Source organism: Pseudomonas sp. MWU15-20650, assembly GCF_023242475.1.
Taxonomy (GTDB): domain Bacteria; phylum Pseudomonadota; class Gammaproteobacteria; order Pseudomonadales; family Pseudomonadaceae; genus Aquipseudomonas.
Genome location: NZ_JALJFG010000002.1, coordinates 248,613 through 269,666, shown reverse-complemented (window position 1 = coordinate 269,666; position 21,054 = coordinate 248,613). Strand labels below are relative to the sequence as shown.

At 59.4% G+C, this 21,054-nt stretch carries 17 protein-coding genes; 10 read left to right on the top strand and 7 right to left on the bottom strand.

Translation table 11 applies throughout. From position 1 onward, the window contains the following. Positions 1–25: 25 nt before the first annotated feature. The gene (locus M5B43_RS03080; protein ID WP_248748730.1) at positions 26–2,062 is read left to right on the top strand and encodes an ATP-binding protein; all 2,037 of its coding nucleotides are present in this window, start codon (positions 26–28) and stop codon (positions 2,060–2,062) included. A 2-nt stretch (positions 2,063–2,064) separates the two neighbouring features. Then, entirely contained in the window at positions 2,065–2,643 is a 579-nt protein-coding gene (locus M5B43_RS03075; RefSeq protein WP_248748729.1) for a cob(I)yrinic acid a,c-diamide adenosyltransferase, read from the top strand. 144 nt (positions 2,644–2,787) lie between these two features. Here the strand turns inward: M5B43_RS03075 and M5B43_RS03070 are convergent, their stop codons facing one another. The 3 genes from M5B43_RS03070 to secA form a co-directional block, all read right to left on the bottom strand. After that, the gene (locus M5B43_RS03070; RefSeq protein ID WP_248748728.1) at positions 2,788–3,732 is read right to left on the bottom strand and encodes a Nudix family hydrolase; all 945 of its coding nucleotides are present in this window, start codon (positions 3,730–3,732) and stop codon (positions 2,788–2,790) included. Between the two features lie 19 nt (positions 3,733–3,751). Further along, positions 3,752–4,969: a bifunctional glutamate N-acetyltransferase/amino-acid acetyltransferase ArgJ gene (gene argJ, locus M5B43_RS03065; protein ID WP_248748727.1), complete on the bottom strand. Its 1,218-nt coding sequence runs from the start codon at positions 4,967–4,969 to the stop codon at positions 3,752–3,754. A 123-nt stretch (positions 4,970–5,092) separates the two neighbouring features. Next, positions 5,093–7,828, bottom strand: a complete 2,736-nt coding sequence (secA, locus tag M5B43_RS03060; RefSeq protein WP_248748726.1) for a preprotein translocase subunit SecA — start codon at positions 7,826–7,828, stop codon at positions 5,093–5,095. A 305-nt stretch (positions 7,829–8,133) separates the two neighbouring features. Between secA and M5B43_RS03055 the strand changes: the two genes are divergently transcribed. Then, the gene (locus tag M5B43_RS03055; RefSeq protein ID WP_248748725.1) at positions 8,134–8,589 is read left to right on the top strand and encodes a DciA family protein; all 456 of its coding nucleotides are present in this window, start codon (positions 8,134–8,136) and stop codon (positions 8,587–8,589) included. A gap of 4 nt (positions 8,590–8,593) precedes the next feature. Here the strand turns inward: M5B43_RS03055 and M5B43_RS03050 are convergent, their stop codons facing one another. Continuing rightward, on the bottom strand, positions 8,594–10,072 hold the full coding sequence (locus M5B43_RS03050) for a helicase HerA-like domain-containing protein (RefSeq protein WP_248748724.1): 1,479 nt from the start codon (positions 10,070–10,072) through the stop codon (positions 8,594–8,596). Positions 10,073–10,276: 204 nt separating this feature from the next. Here M5B43_RS03050 and M5B43_RS03045 point away from each other — a divergent pair, with 204 nt between their 5' ends. Further along, positions 10,277–12,166: a methyl-accepting chemotaxis protein gene (locus tag M5B43_RS03045; protein ID WP_248748723.1), complete on the top strand. Its 1,890-nt coding sequence runs from the start codon at positions 10,277–10,279 to the stop codon at positions 12,164–12,166. Positions 12,167–12,201: 35 nt separating this feature from the next. Here the strand turns inward: M5B43_RS03045 and M5B43_RS03040 are convergent, their stop codons facing one another. Beyond that, positions 12,202–12,372: a hypothetical protein gene (locus tag M5B43_RS03040; protein ID WP_248748722.1), complete on the bottom strand. Its 171-nt coding sequence runs from the start codon at positions 12,370–12,372 to the stop codon at positions 12,202–12,204. A 100-nt stretch (positions 12,373–12,472) separates the two neighbouring features. After that, the gene (purU, locus tag M5B43_RS03035; protein ID WP_248748721.1) at positions 12,473–13,321 is read right to left on the bottom strand and encodes a formyltetrahydrofolate deformylase; all 849 of its coding nucleotides are present in this window, start codon (positions 13,319–13,321) and stop codon (positions 12,473–12,475) included. Between the two features lie 350 nt (positions 13,322–13,671). On the opposite strand from purU, the gene mvaT reads away from it, so the two are divergent. Next, entirely contained in the window at positions 13,672–14,046 is a 375-nt protein-coding gene (mvaT, locus tag M5B43_RS03030; protein ID WP_005790963.1) for a histone-like nucleoid-structuring protein MvaT, read from the top strand. 92 nt (positions 14,047–14,138) lie between these two features. Here the strand turns inward: mvaT and sbcB are convergent, their stop codons facing one another. Beyond that, positions 14,139–15,566, bottom strand: a complete 1,428-nt coding sequence (gene sbcB, locus M5B43_RS03025) for an exodeoxyribonuclease I (RefSeq protein ID WP_248748720.1) — start codon at positions 15,564–15,566, stop codon at positions 14,139–14,141. Positions 15,567–15,733: 167 nt separating this feature from the next. On the opposite strand from sbcB, the gene M5B43_RS03020 reads away from it, so the two are divergent. From M5B43_RS03020 to M5B43_RS03000, 5 genes are read left to right on the top strand one after another with little or no spacing between them, the layout of a single operon-like run. Continuing rightward, positions 15,734–16,426: an RDD family protein gene (locus M5B43_RS03020; RefSeq protein WP_248748719.1), complete on the top strand. Its 693-nt coding sequence runs from the start codon at positions 15,734–15,736 to the stop codon at positions 16,424–16,426. Continuing rightward, complete coding sequence (locus M5B43_RS03015) at positions 16,423–17,403, top strand: stage II sporulation protein M (protein WP_248748718.1); 981 nt, start codon at positions 16,423–16,425, stop codon at positions 17,401–17,403. The genes M5B43_RS03020 and M5B43_RS03015 overlap by 4 nt, the downstream gene beginning before the upstream one ends. Continuing rightward, positions 17,390–18,916 (top strand): DUF4129 domain-containing protein, encoded by a 1,527-nt coding sequence (locus M5B43_RS03010; RefSeq protein WP_248748717.1) that lies wholly within the window; start codon positions 17,390–17,392, stop codon positions 18,914–18,916. The genes M5B43_RS03015 and M5B43_RS03010 overlap by 14 nt, the downstream gene beginning before the upstream one ends. Continuing rightward, positions 18,913–20,070 (top strand): DUF4350 domain-containing protein, encoded by a 1,158-nt coding sequence (locus M5B43_RS03005; protein WP_248748716.1) that lies wholly within the window; start codon positions 18,913–18,915, stop codon positions 20,068–20,070. The genes M5B43_RS03010 and M5B43_RS03005 overlap by 4 nt, the downstream gene beginning before the upstream one ends. Continuing rightward, entirely contained in the window at positions 20,067–21,050 is a 984-nt protein-coding gene (locus tag M5B43_RS03000; RefSeq protein WP_248748715.1) for a MoxR family ATPase, read from the top strand. Before M5B43_RS03005 ends, M5B43_RS03000 begins: the two co-directional genes overlap by 4 nt. Positions 21,051–21,054 lie beyond the last annotated feature (4 nt).

Here is a 21,054-nt window from a genome sequence, read left to right as displayed (position 1 = left end):
TTGTCTATCACCTGGAAAAAACCTGATGCCACTGCGCCAGCGCCTTGAAAACCTACCAGTAGGGCAGAAACTGCTGGCGGCCCTGCTGGTGCTGTTGACCACCGTATTGCTGGTGGCCAACCTGACGTTTATCAGTGCCGCCTACTGGATCTCCCAGGAAAGCATGGCCCCCCAGGCGTTGCAGGCGATTGGCCGCCTGGTGTCCAACCCGTCACTCGCCGCCGAGGCCCTCGAATCCCCGGCCAAGGCCGACGCCCTGCTCAATGAACTGACCAGCTACTCACCGTTGCGTGCCGCTGCGTTATACGACGGCGAAGGCACGCGACTGGCACAGATGCAGCACAGCAACCGCCTGCACCTACCGGACAGCTACCGGCACATCGAAGCCTGGCGCCTCACTGAGTTTCGCAGCAACCAGGTCATCACCCTGCCCCGTGCCGGCCAACCTTCCGGGCATTTACTGCTGGTGGCCAGCAGTGAGCTTCCCATGGCGTTCTATACCGGCACGCTGACAGCCAGCCTGGGCATTCTGATTTTCAGTGTATTGCTATGGCTGGTCATCGCACGGCAGATCAAACGCTTGATCACACGCCCCATCCATGAACTCGAAGAGCTGTCACGCCAAGTCACCCGTGAAGAGAACTATTCCCTGCGTGCCGGGCGTGGCAACCATGACGAAATCGGCAGCCTGGCAGAAGCCTTCAACACCATGCTGTCGCGCATCGAAGCCCGTGAGCAGCAACTCAAGCGCGCGCGCGATGACTCCCAGGCCGCTTACGATCAGGCCCAGGGCCTGGCCGAAGAAACCCGCCACACCAACCGTAAGCTGGAACTGGAAGTGCAGGTGCGCAGCAAGATCGAGAAAAAGCTCACCGGCTTCCAGAACTACCTGAACAGCATTATCGACTCCATGCCTTCGGCCCTGATCGCCTTGGACGAACAGCTCTACGTCACCCAGTGGAATCAGGAAGCCACAGCCCTCTCCGGCACGCGCCTGGACGAAGCGCTGAACCAACCGATTTACCTCGCGTTCCAGCCACTCAAGCCGTACCTGCCGCAGATCAAGGCGACGGTCGAGCAACACACGGTGGAACGGATCGAACGGGTCACCTGGGTCAAGGACGACGAGCCCAAGCATTACGCCCTGACCTTTTACCCGTTGATGGGCGGTGCCGGACGCGGCGTGGTGATCCGTATCGACGACATCACCCAGCGCCTGTCCCTGGAAGAAATGATGGTGCAATCAGAAAAAATGCTCTCCGTCGGTGGCCTTGCCGCCGGCATGGCCCATGAGATCAACAACCCCTTGGGGGCGATCCTGCATAACGTGCAGAACATCCGCCGTCGCCTGTCCCCCGACCTGCCCAAGAACCAGGAGCACGCCGAGCAGGCAGGCATCGAACTGGACATGGTCAATCGTTACCTGCAAAGCCGCGAGGTTCCGCAATTGCTCGATGGCATTCAGCAAGCCGGGGCACGAGCGGCGAAGATCGTCACCCATATGCTCAGTTTCAGTCGGCGCAGCAATCGGCAAATGGCCCCTTGCGATTTACCTGCACTGATCGACCAGGCCGTGGAAATCGCCGGGAATGACTTCGACCTGACCATCGGCTTCGACTTCAAGGGCCAAGCAATCATCCGCCAGTTCGACCCGAACCTGGGCCCGGTACCCGGTACTGCCAATGAACTGGAACAAGTACTGCTCAACCTGCTGAAGAACGCCGCTCAAGCCATTCACTTGCGTGAAGACGACAGCGAGCCTGGCCGCATCACCCTGCGCACTCGTCTCAACCCGCCTTGGGCGGAGATCCAGGTGGAAGACAACGGCATTGGCATGAGCGAGAACGTGCGCAAACGCACGTTCGAACCGTTCTTCACCACCAAGGAAATCGGTCAAGGCACCGGGCTTGGGCTGTCAGTCTCGTATTTCATCATCACCAACAACCACAAAGGCCAGATGGAGGTTCACTCCACCCTCGGCCAAGGCACCTGCTTCACCCTGCGCCTGCCCTTGGCTGGCAGCCAACTGCCGCCTTATGAACTTACCCAACTGGAGCACTGACCATGGGCTTTCGCCTGTCGAAGATCTACACCCGTACCGGCGACAAGGGCGAGACCGGCCTCGGCGATGGCCGTCGCGTCCCCAAGGACCACCCACGTGTGGAAGCCATTGGCGAGGTCGACACCCTGAACAGTCAGTTGGGCTTGCTGTTGGCCAACCTTGAAGAACAGAGCGGCAAGCATCCGGGCCTGCAGGAGGTGATTGAGGTGCTTACCCCTTGCCAGCATCGTTTGTTCGATCTGGGCGGCGAGCTGGCGATGCCGGAGTACAAAGCGTTGAATGCGGCGGAAGTGGATCGGCTGGAAGCAGCGATTGACCGCTGGAATGAGGAGGTTGGGCCGCTGGAGAACTTCATCCTGCCTGGCGGCTCGGCGTTGATCGCCCAAGCCCATGTGTGTCGTAGCCTGGCGCGCAGTGCGGAACGACGCTGCCAGCAGTTGAATACGCTGGAGCCGCTGGAAAGCGTGGGGTTGGCGTATATCAATCGGTTGTCGGACTTGTTGTTTGTGGCGGCCAGGGTGATTGCCCGGCGCCAAGGTGTTGCTGAAGTGTTATGGCAGGCCGCTGCCAAGCCACACTGACATTTTTCAGGTGACTGACGGGGCCTCATCGGGAGCAAGCCCCCTCCCACATTCGACCGAGTTCCGACTTTGGAATGTGGTCAAAATGTAGGAGGGGCGGTACGACGATTCGATTTGCTCTCGATGATGCCCCTCAAAGCAATATCAAACTTGCGGCCAAAACGCCCTGATACCCGCGACCCCCTGAGCCCCAGCGTCCCAAGCCTGTTCTCGCTCCGCTGGCCCTACCCCGCCCAACAGAAACACCGGCTTACTGAACCCGCCGATCAACTGCGCCGCCTGCTCCCAACCCAACGGCTGGGCATCCGGATGAGTCTGGGTCGGCTGCACCGGTGACAGGGTGACAAAATCCACGTCCATCATTTCCGCCAACGCCAGCTCTTCAGCGTTGTGGCAAGAGGCCGCCAACCAGCGGTCGTTGGGCAGCGGCCGGCCTTTACTGGCGTATTTGCGCAACTGCGCCGAAGTCATATGCCAGCCGGCGGCAGGGAAATCCCCCAGCCACTCGAACGGCCCCTTGAGCATCAGTTGTGCCTTACCGGCACACAAGCCAACAGCGTCCACCGCCAGGTCACGGTATTTGGGGTCGTAACCGTTGGGCGCACGCAGTTGAACCAGCTTGATGCCGCCTGCGATCGCTTTCTGGATACCGCGCAACAGTGTCGGCGTTTCCAGTTCGCCCGGGGTGATCAAGTATTCGGCGGGCAAGCGTGCGGCGGCCACAATCGGAGCGTTCGCTGCCGGGAACTCATAGTTGATCAAGTCCCGAGGCGCCACCCATTGCAACGGCTGCCCTTCGGCACCGTGGGGCTCGCCAGTAAAGGCCGAGACTTCCCAGACATCCAGCAATACCTGCTTGTCCGGGTAGTCATGCTGCACCTTGATCAGCGGCCGCGCCTGGGTGACCTGGATGCCCAGCTCTTCCTGCAATTCGCGGGACAAGGCCGTGGCCACCGACTCATCGGCCTCCACCTTGCCACCGGGAAACTCCCAAAGGCCGCCCTGATGCTGGGTATCGGCGCGGCGCGCCAGCAGGATCCTGCCGTCGACACCACGAATCACCGCTGCTGCTACATGCACTCGTTTCACCGCCGGTTTCCTCTTGGTATCAGGTGCGGTATTCCGCGTTGATCTTCACGTACTCGTGGGACAGGTCTGTGGTCCAGATGGTTTCGCTGCACTCACCGCGACCCAATTCAATACGGATGGTGATTTCTTCCTGTTGCATCACCGCCGAGCCCTGGGCTTCGGTGTAGGTTTCAGCGCGGGCACCACCGCTCGCAATGCATACGTCACCCAGGTACACGTCGATCTTGCTCACGTCGAGGTCAGGCACACCCGCGCGGCCGACAGCCGCCAGGATGCGGCCCCAGTTCGGGTCCGAAGCAAACAGTGCCGTCTTGATCAGCGGCGAGTGCGCCACGGTGTAACCCACGTCCAGGCATTCCTGGTGGTTGCCGCCGCCGTTGACTTCAACAGTGACGAACTTGGTCGCGCCTTCACCGTCACGCACGATGGCCTGGGCCACGTCCATGCACACGTCGAACACCGCCTGCTTCAAAGCCGCGAACAGTGGGCCGCTGGCCTCGGTGATTTCCGGCAGGTTGGCTTTGCCGGTGGCGATCAGCATGCAGCAGTCGTTGGTCGAAGTGTCACCATCGATGGTGATGCGGTTGAACGACTTGTTGGCGCCGTCCAGTATCAGGCGCTGCAGCACGTCGCGGGAAACCTTGGCGTCGGTGGCGATATAGCCAAGCATGGTGGCCATGTTCGGGCGGATCATGCCCGCACCTTTGCTGATACCGGTCACGGTGACCGTGACGCCGTCATGCACGAACTGGCGGCTCGCACCTTTGGGCAACGTGTCGGTAGTCATGATGCCGGTGGCGGCAGCCGCCCAGTTATCCACAGACAGGTCATCCAGCGCCGCTTGCAGGGCACCTTCGATTTTCTCCACAGGCAGCGGCTCACCGATCACCCCGGTGGAGTACGGCAGTACCTGGCTGGCATCCACACCGGTCAATTGCGCCAGCTTGGCGCAGGTGCGCGCGGCAGCTACCAGACCAGGCTCGCCAGTGCCGGCGTTGGCATTGCCGGTGTTGGTCAGCAGGTAACGGATAGAGCCGGCAACGCGTTGCTTGGCCAGGATTACCGGCGCGGCGCAGAACGCGTTGAGGGTGAATACACCCGCGACAGTCGAGCCTTCGGCACAGCGCATCACCACTACATCCTTGCGCCCCGGGCGCTTGATGCCGGCCGAAGCGATACCGAGTTCAAAACCGGCGACCGGGTGCAAAGTGGGCAAAGGACCAAGACCAACAGCCATGAATGCGCTCCTTAAAATTAGGTGATGTCTGTGCCGTCGCTATCGACGGTGAAATTAATGGCAAAACGCCGCGACGGCTGATGCCGGTCGCGGCGCGGGGTATTGCAGCGTCAGGCGAAAACCTTAGTTGATTTCGCCGTGGCAGTGTTTGAACTTCTTGCCCGAACCGCACCAGCACAGCTCGTTACGGCCCAGCTTCTGATCGTTGCGAACCGGGGTTTGAGCCAGGGCCACATCGACCTCTTCGCCCAAGACTTCCGGTGCGTCCAGGCCCGGTGCTTCGTCATGCTGGAACTGCATGCGTGCCGCCAATGCCTCGGCTTCCTGGCGCAGGCGAGCTTCTTCCTCGATCGGGTCTTCGCGACGCACCTGAACGTGGGAGAGCACGCGAATCGAATCGCGCTTGATCGAATCCAGCAGTTCGGAGAACAACGTGAACGACTCGCGCTTGTACTCCTGCTTCGGGTTCTTCTGGGCATAGCCACGCAGGTGGATACCGTGACGCAGGTGGTCCATGGTCGACAGGTGGTCTTTCCACAGGTCGTCCAGTACGCGCAGTACGATTTGTTTCTCGAAGGTGCGCAGGGCTTCGGCACTCGCCTGCTCTTCTTTTTCGTTGTACGCGGCCAGCAGCTCGGTCATGAGCTTCTCGCGCAGGGTTTCTTCGTACAGGTGGTCGTCTTCGTCCAGCCATTGCTGGACCGGCAGGTCGACACCGAAGTCGCTCTTCAACGCAGCTTCCAGGCCGGCGACATCCCACTGCTCTGGCAGGGACTGTGGCGGGATATGGGCGCTGACGGTGGCATTGAGCACGTCCTGACGGAAATCAGCGATGGTCTCGCCAATGTTGTCGGCGGCCAGCAACGTGTTACGCATGTGATAGATCACTTTACGCTGTTCGTTGTTGACATCATCGAACTCGAGCAGTTGCTTACGAATGTCGAAGTTACGACCTTCAACCTTGCGCTGGGCCTTCTCGATGGCGTTGGTCACCATGCGGTGTTCAATCGCTTCACCGGACTGCATGCCCAGTGCCTTCATGAAGTTCTTCACCCGGTCAGAGGCGAAGATACGCATCAGGCTGTCTTCCAGGGACAGGTAGAAACGGCTGGAACCGGCGTCACCCTGGCGACCGGCACGACCACGCAACTGGTTGTCGATACGGCGCGATTCGTGACGCTCGGACGCGATCACCTGCAGGCCACCGGATTCCAGCACGGCCTGGTGGCGCTTCTGCCAGTCAGCCTTGATCTGGGCGATCTGCTCAGGGGTCGGGTTATCCAGCGAGGCCACTTCCACTTCCCAGTTGCCGCCCAGCAGGATGTCGGTACCACGACCGGCCATGTTGGTAGCGATGGTCAGTGCGCCAGGACGACCGGCCTGGGCAATGATCTCGGCTTCTTTTTCGTGGAACTTGGCGTTGAGAACCTTGTGCTCGATGCCTTCCTTGTTAAGCAGGTTGGACACGTGCTCGGAAGTCTCGATGGTGGCAGTACCCACCAGGATCGGACGGCCTTGAGCCATACCGTCCTTGATGTCGTTGATGATTGCCGCGTATTTCTCTTCGGCCGTCAGGAACACCAGGTCGTTGAAGTCTTTACGCGCCAGTGGCTTGTTCGGCGGGATAACCACGACCGACAGACCGTAGATCTGGTGGAACTCGAACGCTTCGGTGTCAGCCGTACCGGTCATGCCGGACAGCTTGTTGTACAGACGGAAGTAGTTCTGGAAGGTCGTGGAGGCCAACGTCTGGCTTTCAGCCTGGATGTTGAGCACTTCCTTGGCTTCGATGGCCTGGTGCAGGCCTTCGGACAGACGGCGACCCGGCATGGTACGACCGGTGTGTTCGTCAACCAGTACAACCTGGCCGTCCTGCACGATGTATTCGACATTGCGATGGAACAGCTTGTGGGCACGCAGGCCGGCATAAACGTGAGTCAACAGGCCCAGGTTATGGGCCGAGTACAGGCTTTCGCCTTCGGCCAGCAAGCCGATCTGGGTCAGCATGTCTTCGACATACTGGTGGCCAGCTTCGTTGAGCTCGACCTGGCGGGTCTTCTCGTCGATGGTGAAGTGACCTTCTTTGGTCACCACGCCTTCCACTTCCTCGATGTGCTGCTCCAGGCGCGGGATCAGCTTGTTGATCTCGGTGTACAGGCGCGAGCTGTCTTCGGCCTGGCCGGAGATGATCAGCGGAGTACGGGCTTCGTCGATGAGGATGGAGTCGACTTCGTCGATCACGGCAAAGTTGAGTTCGCGCTGGAATTTTTCTTCCATGCTGAACGCCATGTTGTCGCGCAGGTAGTCGAAACCGAATTCGTTGTTGGTACCGTAGGTGATGTCGGCGGCGTAGGCGGCGCGCTTCTCTTCCGGCGGCTGGAACGGCGTAACCACGCCGACGGTCAGGCCGAGGAATTCATACAGCGGGCGCATCCAGTTGGCGTCCCGGCGGGCCAGGTAGTCGTTCACCGTCACAACGTGCACACCCTTGCCGGACAGTGCGTTGAGGTAAACACCCAGGGTTGCTACCAGGGTCTTGCCTTCACCAGTACGCATTTCGGCAATCATGCCTTCATGCAAGGTCATGCCGCCGATCAACTGGACGTCGAAGTGGCGCATGCCCATGACACGCTTACCGGCTTCACGGGCGACCGCAAAGGCTTCGGGGAGCAGCTTGTCGAGGGTTTCACCTTTGGCTATGCGGGCCTTGAACTCTTGGGTCTTGGCGCGCAATTGCTCGTCCGACAGAGCAACCATCTGCTCTTCGAAGGCATTGACCAGCTGCACCGTCTTGAGCATGCGTTTAACTTCGCGCTCATTCTTGCTTCCAAAAAGTTTCTTTAACAAAGGCGCAAACATATCGGCAGGTTCTTCCACACATAGGGATGGAGGGCGCACCGTGAGTGGCCCGAGCAGCCCTCACGGCCGCATGCGAACGCGCATTCTACCCGGAATCGTGGGGGAGGAAAGTGGCGTTATTCCCCGACGCTGGCATGGGGCTGTGAGAGGGCCTGTTTAAAATAAGGGCTTTTGCCGGAACTTCAACCCATGAAGCACAGAAGTTACCTATTGATTTCATGGGTAAAACCCACTCGACGCATGGCCCGGGGGCGTACCGGCGCTTTCTGCTAAGATGGGCGCACTGTTACTTAAGGTGTCTAAACATGGCATTTCGCCCTCTCACAGCCCGTGCGCCTGCGGTGTTGCTTCGCGAAGCCAAGCCGTTGAAAGCCATCTTTGGCCACGCGCAACGCTTGGGCCATTTGCAACGCCTGCTCGAAAGCCAGCTGCAACCGGCCGCACGCGAACATTGTCATGTGGCATCCTGGCGTGAAGGTAATCTGCTGTTAATTGTCACAGACGGCCATTGGGCCACGCGGCTGCGCTATCAACAAAAACGCTTGCAGCGGCAACTGATGGCATTTGATGAGTTTGCCGGCTTGATGCGCATTCAGTTCAAGGTCCAGCCGCCCACCACGGTGCAAGGCACGGTGGGACATGCGATGGATCTGTCAGAGAATGCGGCCGAAACCATCCAGGCAACGGCCGACGGGATCAGCGATCCGGGCCTGCGTGCGGCATTGGAGCGTCTCGCCGCCCATGCCAGGCCCAAACCCTGATCGTCTACTTGCGCTTACTACCGCCCAGCAACGAGCCCAGCAAGCCACGCACCAACTGGCGCCCCATCTGATTGGCGGCCTGCTGCATCGCGGACTTCAGCGCCTTGCCTGCCGTAGTCCCCAGGAATGCACCGGCTTTATCGGTGAAGCTGGGTTCTTCGGCGGCCGGTACGGCCTCCTCGGTAGGCCCAAGCTCCTTGCGCGCCATCAGCACCTCATAGGCCGACTCACGATCAATGGGTTTGTCATACCGGCCCAGCAGGGGCGAACTGGCGATCAACGCTGCACGTTCGGCCTCGCTGAGCGGCCCGATCCTCGATTGCGGCGGTGCTACCAGTACACGCTGGACGACTTCCGGCGTGCCCTTTTCCTGCAAGGTCCCCACCAGCGCCTCACCGGTGCCCAGTTCCGTCAACACCGACAAGGTATCGAACGTCGGGTTGGGCCGAAAACCATCCGCCACCGCCCGCAGGGACTTTTGCTCTTTCGTGGTAAACGCTCGCAAACCATGCTGAATACGCAGGCCCAATTGCGCCAGTACCGTGTCGGGCAGGTCACCGGGAGACTGAGTGACGAAGTACACGCCGACGCCTTTGGAGCGGATCAAGCGTACGACTTGCTCCAAACGATCCTGCAGCGCCTTGGGCGTGTCTGCGAACAACAAATGCGCCTCATCGAAAAACAGCGCCAACAGGGGTTTGTCCGCATCGCCGCGCTCCGGCAATTGCTCGAACAGCTCCGCCAACAGCCACAACAGGAAAGTCGCGTACACCTTGGGGGCTTCATGTACCAAGCGGCTGGCGTCCAGCAAGTGAATACGCCCACGACCGTCGCTGGCAGGTTGCAGAATATCTTCGAGCTGCAAGGCCGGCTCGCCGAACAAGGCTTCGGCGCCCTGCTGTTCGAGCACCGCCAGGCGCCGCAACAGCGCCTGGCTGGAACCGGTGGTCATCAACGCCGCGTCATCGCCCAGCAGTTCCGGGTGATAGCGCAGGTGGTTGAGCAGTGCCTTGAGGTCCTTGAGGTCCAGCAGCAACAGGCCTTCACGGTCGGCCACTTTGAAGGTCGCATAAAGCGCCGACTGCTGACTGTCGGTGAGTTCCAGCAAGCTGCCCAACAATAACGGGCCCATTTCGCTGATGGTTGTGCGCAACGGATGACCGGACTGCCCGTGGATATCCCACAGTGTTACCGGATACGCCTGAGCCTTGTAGTTAAGGAAAGGCATGCCGGCGATACGCTCAGCGACTTTGCCCTGGGGGTTGGCAGCGGCACCCAGGCCGCAAAGGTCGCCCTTGATATCGGCGGCGAATACCGCCACGCCGGCATCACTGAAGGCTTCCGCCAGGCGCTGCAAGGTGACGGTCTTGCCCGTGCCCGTGGCACCGGCAATCAACCCGTGACGGTTGGCCAAGCGCATGGACTGGGCGATGGGCTGGCCGTCGAGACCGGCACCGATAAGCAGTTGTGTGAAATCAGGCATTTCGTCACCTATGGTTAATCTTTATTACCGCGAGGTCGATATAGACAGTTGTGAGACCCACAAAGACTAAAAATAGGTCAGATAATTCCTATATAGACCAACGGCGCTATCACAAGAAATATCACACCTTTTTTGACGCTGCCATTTTGCGCCTCCCAAAAGGACGCGCTTCGGATATCAAGACCTTAGCGGACACTACAAGCCATGAATAAAAATCTGCGCTTCAGCCACAAAATCCTGCTTGCAGCCTCCCTTATCGTCATCGCCGCCTTCGCGTTGTTCACCCTCTACAACGATTACCTGCAACGCAACGCGATCCGTGACGACCTCAATAACTACCTGCATGAAATGGGCGATGTCACCGCCAGCAACATTCAGACCTGGCTCACCGGGCGTATTGTCCTGGTGGAAAACGCCGCACAAAACATTGCCATCAACCCCGAGCCGTCCGCGGTTGCCAACCTGCTGGAACAAAAAGCGCTGACCTCTTCTTTTATGGCGACGTACGTGGGCGACAGTAAAGGCGCCTTTACCATTCGCCCCGACACCAAGATGCCGGACGGCTTCGACCCACGTGTCCGTCCCTGGTACAAGGGCGCCCAGAACAGTAACGGCTCGACCCTGACCGAACCCTATATCGACGCCGCTACCGGGCAGTTGATCATCTCCATCGCCACCCCCAGCGCCAAGGCCGGCCAAAGCATCGGTGTCGTAGGCGGTGACCTGAGCCTGCAAACCCTGGTGGACAACATTGGCGCGCTGAACTTCGGCGGCATGGGCTACGCGTTCCTGGTCAGTGCCGATGGCAAAGTGCTGGTGCATCCGGACAAGGCCCTGGTGATGAAGACCCTGGCTGACGTTTACCCGAAAAACACCCCGAAGATCAGCACGGGTTTCAGCGACGTAGAGGCCAACGGCAAGGACAACATCGTGACCTTTACACCGATCAAAGGCTTGCCATCGGTGAACTGGTACCTGGGTATTTCGGTGGATAAAGACAAATCCTTCGCCATGCTCAGCAAGTTCCGAACCTCTGCGGTCATCGCCACGATCATCGCCGTGGTGATCATCATCGCCCTGCTCGGCATGCTCATCCGCGTCTTGCTGCAACCGCTGCACCTGATGACCCGGGCCATGCAGGACATCGCCGACGGCGAGGGCGACCTGACCCGCCGCCTGAGCATCCAGAACAATGACGAGTTCGGGACCCTGGCGAATGCGTTCAACCGTTTTGTGGAACGCATTCATACCTCGATCCGCGAAGTGTCGTCAGCCACCGAGCAGGTCAATGAAGTGGCCCTGCGGGTGGTCAGCGCCTCCAACTCGTCGATGGTCAACTCCGACGAACAGGCCAACCGCACCAACAGTGTCGCCGCCGCTATTAACCAACTGGGCGCCGCCGCCCAGGAAATCGCGCGCAACGCAGCACAAGCCTCACATCAGGCCAGTGATGCACGCCACTTGGCCGAAGATGGCCAGCAAGTGGTGGATCGCAATATCAAGGCGATGAACCAGTTATCCGAGATGATCAGCGCCTCCAGCAGCAATATCGAAGCGCTCAACAGTAAGACCGTAAATATCGGCCAGATCCTGGAAGTGATCACCAGCATTTCCCAGCAAACCAACCTGCTGGCACTTAATGCCGCTATTGAAGCGGCACGTGCAGGGGAAGCCGGGCGTGGGTTTGCGGTGGTGGCCGATGAAGTGCGCAACCTGGCTCATCGAACCCAGGAATCGGCACAACAAGTGCAAAAGATGATCGAGGAATTGCAGGTCGGCGCACGAGATTCCGTCAGCACCATGAGTGAAAGCCAACGCCACAGCCAGGACAGTGTGGAAATCGCCAACCTGGCCGGCGAACGTTTGAATAGCGTGACCCTGCGTATTGGCGAGATCGACGGAATGAACCAATCGGTGGCCACCGCTACCGAAGAACAGACCTCCGTGGTGGAGTCGATCAATATGGACATCACCGAAATCAACACCCTCAACCAGGAAGGTGTGGAAAACCTGCAATCAACCCTGCGCGCCTGTACCGACCTGGAACAGCAAGCGTCTCGCTTGAAGCAGTTGGTCGGCAGTTTCCGGATCTGACGCCAGCGCCCGCCGCCTTGCAGTGCGGCGGGCCATCAGTCTTCCTGGGTGTCGGATTTGCCCCGCTCTTGCTCCCACAACGCGGCGGCGCCAGGAAATTCGGTGCCGTCCTCCACGTCCAGCTCATCGGGGTCAAATCGACTCAAGCAGCCTTCGCCCAAGGTTGCGGGCGCTTTGGAGGTGGCTTTATCCAGCGGGTCGCTCATCAGTCGATCCTCAATGCCAGGCCAAGAAAAAGGGCCTGGGACGATTTAACGCCCAGGCCCTTGCTTCTTCAATAGAAAGCCTTCAATCAAAACGTGGCTATCAGAACACCACTGTCTTGTTGCCGTGCACCAGCACGCGATCTTCCAGGTGGTAACGCAAGCCACGGGCCAGCACCATTTTCTCGACATCACGGCCAAAACGCACCATGTCTTCGATGCTGTCACTGTGGCTGACGCGCACGACGTCCTGCTCGATGATCGGGCCGGCATCCAGCTCTTCGGTGACATAGTGGCAGGTCGCGCCAATCAACTTCACGCCGCGCAGGGATGCCTGGTGATAGGGTTTGGCACCGACAAACGATGGCAGGAAGCTGTGGTGAATGTTGATCACCTTGCCCGCATATTCGCGGCACAGTTGCGGTGGCAGGATCTGCATGTAGCGCGCCAGCACCACCACGTCAGCCTCATGCTGCTTGACCAGACGGGAGACCTCGGCGAACGCGGGCTCCTTGTCTTGCGGGTTGACCGGTACGTGGTAGTAAGGAATGCCATGCCATTCGACCATGCTGCGCAGGTCGTCATGGTTGGAGATCACACAGGCGATCTCGCAGTCCAGCTCATCGCTGTGCCAACGGTGCAACAAGTCTGCCAGGCAGTGTGACTCGCGGCTGGCCATCAGCACGACGCGCTTTTTCTGCTCCGTGTCGGTGATGTGCCAGGTCATCGAAAACTCTTCGGCGATCGGCGCGAACGCCTCGCGGAAGGCTTCCAGGCCAAAGGGCAGCGTATCGGCACGAATTTCGTGACGCATGAAAAACCAACCGCTGAGATCGTCCGAGTGATGGCTCGCCTCGGTGATCCAACCGTTGTGGGAAGCCAGAAAGTGACTGACCTTGGCAACGATGCCAACCCGGTCCGGGCAAGCAATCACCAGCCGAAAAGTGCGCATTAGGGGGAAACTCCAGAACTTCACAAAGGCCGCTATTCTAGCGATTGCGCAGAAAAACTGCAGTATTCCTTGCCGCTTATTCTGATCACCGGCCGTGGCTACGTCCCTTAATAGCGTAAGGGTTTACCCCCCTTATATGACCGTACATCGGTACGCCCAGGCAGTTAGCAAGAAAATAAGCTGAGTATCTTTAGGCGCCCCCCCTACTAATTAACTCGACTGCATAGCTTTGCGACAAACTTTCAATGTAATTCACATAAATATCTTCTTAAATGTTTACTTGGTGAAATCGCCTGACTATTATTAGGCCACTCACCCTGTCAATCAGCGCTCTACATAAGGTAGTCCACATGTCTCTGATCAACGAATATCGCGCCACCGAAGAAGCTATTAAAGAGCTGCAAGCCCGCTTGAAGAACCTGTCCCAAGACGACAAGCTGCAAACCGAGCTGGAATTCGAAGGCAAACTGCGCACCCTGATGGGTGAATACTCCAAATCCCTGCGTGACATCATCGCGCTGCTGGATCCAGAGTCGAAAGTTAAAGCACCGCGTGGCGCTGTGAAAACTACCGGCACCAAGCGTGCTCGCAAGGTCAAGCAATACAAAAACCCGCACAACGGCGAAGTGATTGAAACCAAAGGTGGCAACCACAAAACGCTGAAAGAGTGGAAAGCCAAGTGGGGCGGTGACGTGGTTGAAGGCTGGGCGACCCTGCTGGGCTAAGCCTGGTCAGACCTGCAGCCGATACGCAACACATTAAAAAACGCCAGCTTGCTGGCGTTTTTTTATTGCCTGAATACTCCGCAGTTATCCGGCTACCGCTTCAAGCGAGCGGCCAAGGAATCGGCATAGCCCTGCCATTGATCCAGTACCTGGCACTGAAACGGTGTAGCACTAACAAGCAACTCCTCTCGCGCCTGCTTAAACGCCAACAGGGTATTCGGCGCGCCCCATTCCGGGTCCGACAAACGTTGCTGACAGAAAACTTTCCAGCGCTGTTGCTCCTCACTGTTCAAGGTGTCAGGAAAGTTACGGGCACGGTAGCGAAATAATAATTCCGGCAAACGATGATCATCGAAGGGCCACTGCTGGCGTGCTAGTTGTGCCGGCTCTGCCATACGCACTTGTTCACATAGGCGGCGGTCACGGTCGCCAATAAAACCATCATAGAGCTGCTGCTCCGGGTCTGCATTCGCGGCAAAATCTTCCTCGGCGTAAATGGCCGATAACTTGTCACGCCAAACTTCCTGTGCGTCAGTCAGCCGCAGTGCCCGCGCCTGGTAAGTATCCATATCCAATTGCAGCCGTTCGCGATCTTGCGCGCGCAGCACTTTCAACGGGGCTACGACCGGGCAGCGGTTGATATGCAGCAACTTGAGGGGCACCGGCAGCTCGCCTTCCGCCAGCTGATCACGGCGAGTGTAGAGGCGCGCGCGCAAGGTATCCGCATCCAGGTCAAGCAACCCCTGGGGATCAAGTCCCAGGTCGCAGACGATCAAGGCATTGCGATTGCGCGGGTGCCAGGCCAGAGGCAATACGACTCCCAAATAATGGCGTTCGGCGGAAAACCGTCCGGAGATATGTACCATCGGTTGCAACAGCCGCACCTGATCCATCACTCGCTGCTTGCTACGCAGTTGAAACAGCCATTCATACAGCTTGGGCTGCTTGTCTCGGACCAGCCGCGCCAGCGCGATGGTTGCGCGTACATCAGACAACGCATCATGGGCCTGGCCATGATCGATGCCATTGGCTTGAGTCAGACGCTCGAGCTTGAGCGTCACACGCCCCTCCTGCTCCGGCCAGGTAATACCCTCCGGCCGCAGGGCGTAGGCCGTACGAACCACGTCAATCAAGTCCCAACGGCTGTTGCCGCCCTGCCACTCGCGCGCATAGGGGTCGAAAAAATTGCGGTACAGGCTGTAGCGCGTCATCTCATCGTCAAATCGCAGGGTGTTGTACCCGGCACCACACGTGCCTGGCGCGGCCAGTTCGGCGTGTACACGCGTCATGAAATCGGCCTCGACAAGCCCCTTCTCCGCCAGCACATCCGGGGTAATACCCGTGATCGCACACGCCGCCGGATGGGGCAGGATGTCGTCGCCGGGCTGACAATAAAGATTGATCGGCGGGCCGACCTCGTTGAGTTCGAGGTCGGTACGAATGCCGGCTACCTGGAGCGGGCGATCGCTGCGCGGGTTGATCCCGGTGGTTTCATAGTCGTACCAGAAGATGGAGGTCACGGGCTATTCCTGTGCTGAAGACCGGCAAAGTCTAGGCGCTGCAAGGCGTCAGGGGCCAGCGATACCTTGACTGTACAAACATCCAGCAAAATCTTGAGTGGTTGCTTCCAGCGTCGACACTGCTAGCATCCGTGTCTCTTAGTCGCTTTGCACTGCCAAGGATCGCAATGCCACCAGCTCCTTTGGATACCCACTACCAGATCGAGACCCCGGAGGGTATCGACCTGCCCCTACGCCCCGCTGGCCTGCCGCCACGTGCATTGGCCTTTGCGTTCGACCTGGGCGTGCGTGGGGTGATCATGGGCATCCTGCTTGTGCCCCTGGCGCTGCTTGGCAACATTGGGATTGGCCTGGGCTCACTGCTCCTGTTCCTGGTCAGCTGGTGGTACATGGTGCTGTTCGAAGTCCTCAACCAGGGCTGTTCCCCAGGCAAACAGGTCATGGGCCTGCGGGTGATACAGGACGACGGCACGCCCATCGGTTGGTCGGGGTCATTGATCCGTAACCTGCTGCGCTTTGTCGACATGCTGCCATTCGCTTACTTCCTCGGCGCTATCAGTTGCCTGCAACATCCGCACTTCAAGCGGCTCGGCGACCTGGCCGCCGGTACGCTGGTGGTCTATCGCGAACAGCCGCTGGCCCGCCCCCGGATCCCCCAGGCGACCGCCCTGCGCCTGCCCTTTGCACTGAGTCTCGGCGAACAGCGAGCCATCCTCGGTTTCGCAGAACGCCAGGCTGAGCTGTCTGCCGAAAGGACGCATGAGCTGGCTGCCATCCTCGCCGCGCCCCTGCAAGTATCCCCGGCCCGTGCCGTGGAACAACTTAATGGCGTGGCTCGCGGGTTATTGGGGCCTACATGAAACAGAGCCTTTTTGAGAGCCGCCACCAGCAACAATGGCAAGCCTTTGCCGACCACCTGAAACAATTGGAACAAGGCAAAACCAAGGCCAACGACATTGCTGACTTCCCTCATCAATATCGACGCCTATGCCAACACCTGGCCCTGGCCCAGGAGCGCGGCTACAGCAGTTATCTGATCGACCCGCTGCAACAACTGGCACTGCGCGGCCACCAGCAACTGTATCGCCATCGCAGCCACCTGGGAGCGAAGGTACTGGCTTTCCTGCTCGCCGACTTCCCACGCCTGGTACGCGAACAATGGTGCTTTGTACTGATCGCCAGCCTGTTGTTCTTCGGCAGCCTGGCGGGCATAGCCCTGCTGGTCTACCTGTTTCCCGACCTGATCTACAGCATCGTCAGCCCCCAACAGGTGGCTGAGATGCAGGGCATGTACGACCCCGAAGCCAGTCGCCTGGGGCGCGCCGCCGAGCGCGCCTCCAGCGAAGACTGGATGATGTTTGGCTACTACGTGATGCATAACGTCGGCATCGCCTTCCAGACGTTTGCCGCCGGCCTGCTGTTTGGCCTGGGCAGCGTGTTCTTTCTGATTTTCAACGGTTTGATCATCGGGGCGATCTCCGGGCACCTGACTGAAATCGGCTATGGCCAGACGTTCTGGTCCTTTGTCATTGGTCACGGTGCATTCGAGCTCAGCGCCATCGCTCTGGCCGGTGCGGCGGGTTTGCAATTAGGCTGGTCGCTGATCGCTCCCGGGCATTTGACGCGTGGCGAATCCCTGCGCCTGGCGGCGCGCAAAAGCGTGCAGATGCTCTGCGGCGTCATGGTGTTTTTGTTGATTGCTGCGTTTATTGAAGCCTACTGGTCTTCTACCACCGCCATTGATCCCTGGATCAAGTACCTCGTAGGCGCTCTGCTGTGGTTGCTGGTGGCCGCTTACCTGATCCTCGCTGGTCGGAATCGCCATGCGCCTGACTGACTCCAGCGTAGTGATTCGTCCACGTACCTCCTGGGAAGCCATGGATCTCGGGGTACTGATGGCCCGTGAGCATCGTTTCCTGCTGATGGCCAGTTGGGCGCTGGTGAGCCTGCCCGTGTTTACCTTGCTCACTGTGCTGCTCTGGAGGCACCCGTCTTTAGCCATGTTCCTGTTCTGGTGGCTCAAGCCGGCCTTCGAGCGCTTGCCGCTGTACATACTTTCCAAGGCCCTGTTTGGTGAAACGCCCACCCTCAAACAAGCCGTTCGCCATTGGCCGTACTTGCTCAAAGGACAACTGTTCGCCAGCCTGACCTGGCGCCGACTGAGCCTGAGTCGTAGCTTCGTGCTGCCCGTCAGCCAACTTGAAGGTCTCGCGGGTCAGGCGCGTCAACAGCGCCTGGGGATACTGTTGCAACGCAACGCTGGGGCAGCGCGTTGGCTGACAACCATCGGGGTGCATTTGGAAATCAGCTTATGGTTTGGCGGCATGGCCCTGTTCTATCTATTCATTCCGGAGCAGGTTGAGCTGGACTGGGATTGGCAGCGGCTGGTATTGGCAGGCCCGAATGGCTTATGGCTGGACCATCTGAGCAACGCCTTCTATGCCTTGGTCCTGGTGTTCTGGGAACCCATTTACGTCGCGTGCGGATTCAGCTTGTACCTCAACCGGCGCACCGTTCTGGAGGCTTGGGACCTGGAGCTGGTATTCCGCCGCTTGCGCCAGCGCCTGAGCAGTGTTGCACCGCTTTTGTTGCTCATCGTCGGGCTGGCGTTGGTGCAACTGCCCCCATCGGCCATGGCGGACGAAACAATCAGCGCCAAGTCGCTCACCCCCCAGGCCGCCAGCCAATCGATCAAGGCATTACTGGAAAAACCGCCCTTCAAGAATCCGGAAACCGTCACCCGCTATCGTTTTGGCGAAGAAAAAACGCCCGTTAAAAACAAGCCCCACGGCGATGGAAAATTCCCCGACTGGTTGCAGGCATTGCTGGACAACTTCAACAGCGACACCTTCAAACACCTCGCCCAAGGCCTGGAAATACTGCTGTGGAGCCTGATGATTGGCGGGCTGGCCCTGGTGGTATGGCGCTACCGCGAATGGTTCCACACGTTTGTCAGCCACAGCCGGCGGCCTCGTCTCAAAGCAGTCAAACCTGCCCCCACTCAGCTGTTCGGGCTGGCGTTGGGGGTCGAGACACTGCCCGAAGACATCGCCAGTGCCGCCGAACGGCTATGGCCCACCCAACCTCGGGAGGCCCTTGGCCTGCTGTATCGCGGCCTGCTAAGCCGGCTATTGCATGAGTTCGACCTGCCACTGAAAAGCGCCGATACCGAAAGCCAGGTGCTCAGGCACGTTCATCATTTGCAGCAACCACAGTTACTGGCGTTCAGTGACGAGCTGACACATCACTGGCAAAACCTCGCGTATGGCCACCGCCTGCCGTCTGCCTCGACCCAACAAAAACTGTGCAGCGACTGGCGTGCACTCTTCAGTGGCGGAGTGAACCAATGAGCCGGCCATTGGTGTGGATGCTCCTGCTACTGGCTGGCCTGCTGGGCATGGGCGGTTTGTATGCCTGGCACAAGGCAACGCCCTATGAGGAAGTGGTGGATCGCGGCCCGTCACCGCAAGCACGGGCCAACACCTACCTGGCTGCCGAGCATTTCCTTCGCCAGCATGGCCTGGCCGTAGAGCATGCCAACGGCCTTGATAGGCTCAAAGACCTGCCCGCTAAAGGCCATAGCCTGTTGTTGCTGGGAGAACGCAGCAACATGACTCCAGGCCAGGTCGAACAACTGCTGAAGTGGGCCAAAGCCGGTGGCCACCTGCTGTTGGTCGCCGAAGCGTTGTGGGATGAAGAGACCGGCAAAAGCGGCGACCTGCTGCTTGATCGCCTCAATATCCACCAAACCTGGAGCGATACCTTCGAGGAACAGGTGCGCCCACACAAAAAGAGAGCACCAGACCTGACCAAGCTCTATGTCGACAACGAAACCGCCCCCGCGTACTTCAGTTTTAACACCGACTTCAACCTCACCGACCCCAAGCACCTGGCTCAGTTTTCAGCCAACAGCGCCAAGTCCAGCCACTTGATGCAACGCGACCTGGGACAAGGCCGCGTAACGATACTCACCGACAGTGACCTGTGGAAAACCCCTGCTATCGGCCAGCACGATAACGCCTGGTTGCTGTGGTACCTGAACCAAGGCACTGACGTCACGTTGCTATTCAACAGCAACGTGGATGATCTGTTTACCTTGCTGGTCCGCTATTTCCCCCAGGCCCTCGTCGCACTCGCCGCACTGGTTGCCCTGGCGCTCTGGCAGGCCGGTATGCGCCAAGGCCCGATCCAGGCGCCAGCCCCCAAAGCACGCCGGCAGCTACAGGAACACTTGAAGGCCAGTGCCGACTTCCTGCTACGTCGCAGTGGCCAGGGCACCTTGTTGCAAGCCTTGCAGCTCGACATCCTGCGCACCGCCCGCCGACGCCATCCAGGCTTCGAACACCTCGACACTGCAGAACAATGGCAGGTACTGGAACACCTGACACGACAACCCCCTCATGTCATCAGCCAGGCGCTCGGCCCACTTACGGCAAAACGGCTTTCCAGCGCCGACTTCAGCCGTCAGGTGGCGTGCCTGCAAACCCTCAGGAATGCCCTATGAGCGACTTTTCAGCGGCCACGCAAAACCTTCTATACGCCAGCCAGCAGGCCCAGGCCCTGCGTGTTGAGCTGCGCAAGGCGGTGATTGGCCAGGACCCGGTGATTGACGACGTACTCACCGCATTGATTGCAGGTGGCCACGTGCTGCTCGAAGGCGTACCTGGCCTGGGCAAAACGTTACTGGTACGTGCATTGGCCCGTTGCTTCGGCGGCGATTTCGCACGCATCCAATTCACCCCGGACCTGATGCCCAGCGACGTCACTGGCCACGCCGTGTACGACTTACGTACCGAACAGTTCAAACTACGCAAGGGGCCGCTGTTTACCCACCTGCTATTGGCCGACGAGATCAACCGCGCCCCGGCCAAGACCCAGGCGGCATTGCTCGAAGCCATGCAGGAGCGCCAAGTCACGCTTGAGGGCGAGGCATTGCCCATCGGCCAGCCGTTCATGGTGCTGGCCACCCAGAACCCTATCGAGCAGGAGGGCACCTACCCTTTGCCTGAGGCCGAACTGGACCGTTTCATGCTCAAGGTCCGCATGGACTATCCCGATGCACAACAAGAACTGGACATGGTGCGCGAAGTAACCCGCTCATCCAGGGCCGACATGCTGGATGTACAACCGTTACGCACCGTGCTGCAAGCGGCGGATGTGGTACAGATGCAACAGATCGCCAGTGATATGCCCGTGGATGCACAGGTACTCGACTACGCCGTGCGTTTGGCGCGGGCCACACGCAGTTGGCCCGGGCTCGCCCTGGGCGCCGGCCCACGGGCCTCCATCGCCCTGGTACGTGGTGGTCGTGCCCGGGCGCTGCTGCGCGGTGGAGCGTTCGTGACCCCGGACGACATCAAGGGCTGCGCTCTGGCAGTGTTGCGTCATCGGGTACGTATCGCGCCCGAACTGGACATCGAGGGGTTGGAGGTGGACCAGGTGCTCAAGCAATTACTCGACCAGATTGCGGCACCAAGGCAATGACGCA

Bases quoted from the DNA above. Each gene is read 5' to 3' on its own strand.
- M5B43_RS03080 (WP_248748730.1), top strand. From the start codon at position 26: ATGCCACTGCGCCAGCGCCTTGAAAACCTACCAGTAGGGCAGAAACTG.
- M5B43_RS03075 (WP_248748729.1), top strand. From the start codon at position 2,065: ATGGGCTTTCGCCTGTCGAAGATCTACACCCGTACCGGCGACAAGGGC.
- argJ (WP_248748727.1), bottom strand. From the start codon at position 4,969: ATGGCTGTTGGTCTTGGTCCTTTGCCCACTTTGCACCCGGTCGCCGGT.
- secA (WP_248748726.1), bottom strand. From the start codon at position 7,828: ATGTTTGCGCCTTTGTTAAAGAAACTTTTTGGAAGCAAGAATGAGCGC.
- M5B43_RS03055 (WP_248748725.1), top strand. From the start codon at position 8,134: ATGGCATTTCGCCCTCTCACAGCCCGTGCGCCTGCGGTGTTGCTTCGC.
- M5B43_RS03050 (WP_248748724.1), bottom strand. From the start codon at position 10,072: ATGCCTGATTTCACACAACTGCTTATCGGTGCCGGTCTCGACGGCCAG.
- M5B43_RS03045 (WP_248748723.1), top strand. From the start codon at position 10,277: ATGAATAAAAATCTGCGCTTCAGCCACAAAATCCTGCTTGCAGCCTCC.
- M5B43_RS03040 (WP_248748722.1), bottom strand. From the start codon at position 12,372: ATGAGCGACCCGCTGGATAAAGCCACCTCCAAAGCGCCCGCAACCTTG.
- purU (WP_248748721.1), bottom strand. From the start codon at position 13,321: ATGCGCACTTTTCGGCTGGTGATTGCTTGCCCGGACCGGGTTGGCATC.
- mvaT (WP_005790963.1), top strand. From the start codon at position 13,672: ATGTCTCTGATCAACGAATATCGCGCCACCGAAGAAGCTATTAAAGAG.
- M5B43_RS03020 (WP_248748719.1), top strand. From the start codon at position 15,734: ATGCCACCAGCTCCTTTGGATACCCACTACCAGATCGAGACCCCGGAG.
- M5B43_RS03015 (WP_248748718.1), top strand. From the start codon at position 16,423: ATGAAACAGAGCCTTTTTGAGAGCCGCCACCAGCAACAATGGCAAGCC.
- M5B43_RS03010 (WP_248748717.1), top strand. From the start codon at position 17,390: ATGCGCCTGACTGACTCCAGCGTAGTGATTCGTCCACGTACCTCCTGG.
- M5B43_RS03005 (WP_248748716.1), top strand. From the start codon at position 18,913: ATGAGCCGGCCATTGGTGTGGATGCTCCTGCTACTGGCTGGCCTGCTG.
- M5B43_RS03000 (WP_248748715.1), top strand. From the start codon at position 20,067: ATGAGCGACTTTTCAGCGGCCACGCAAAACCTTCTATACGCCAGCCAG.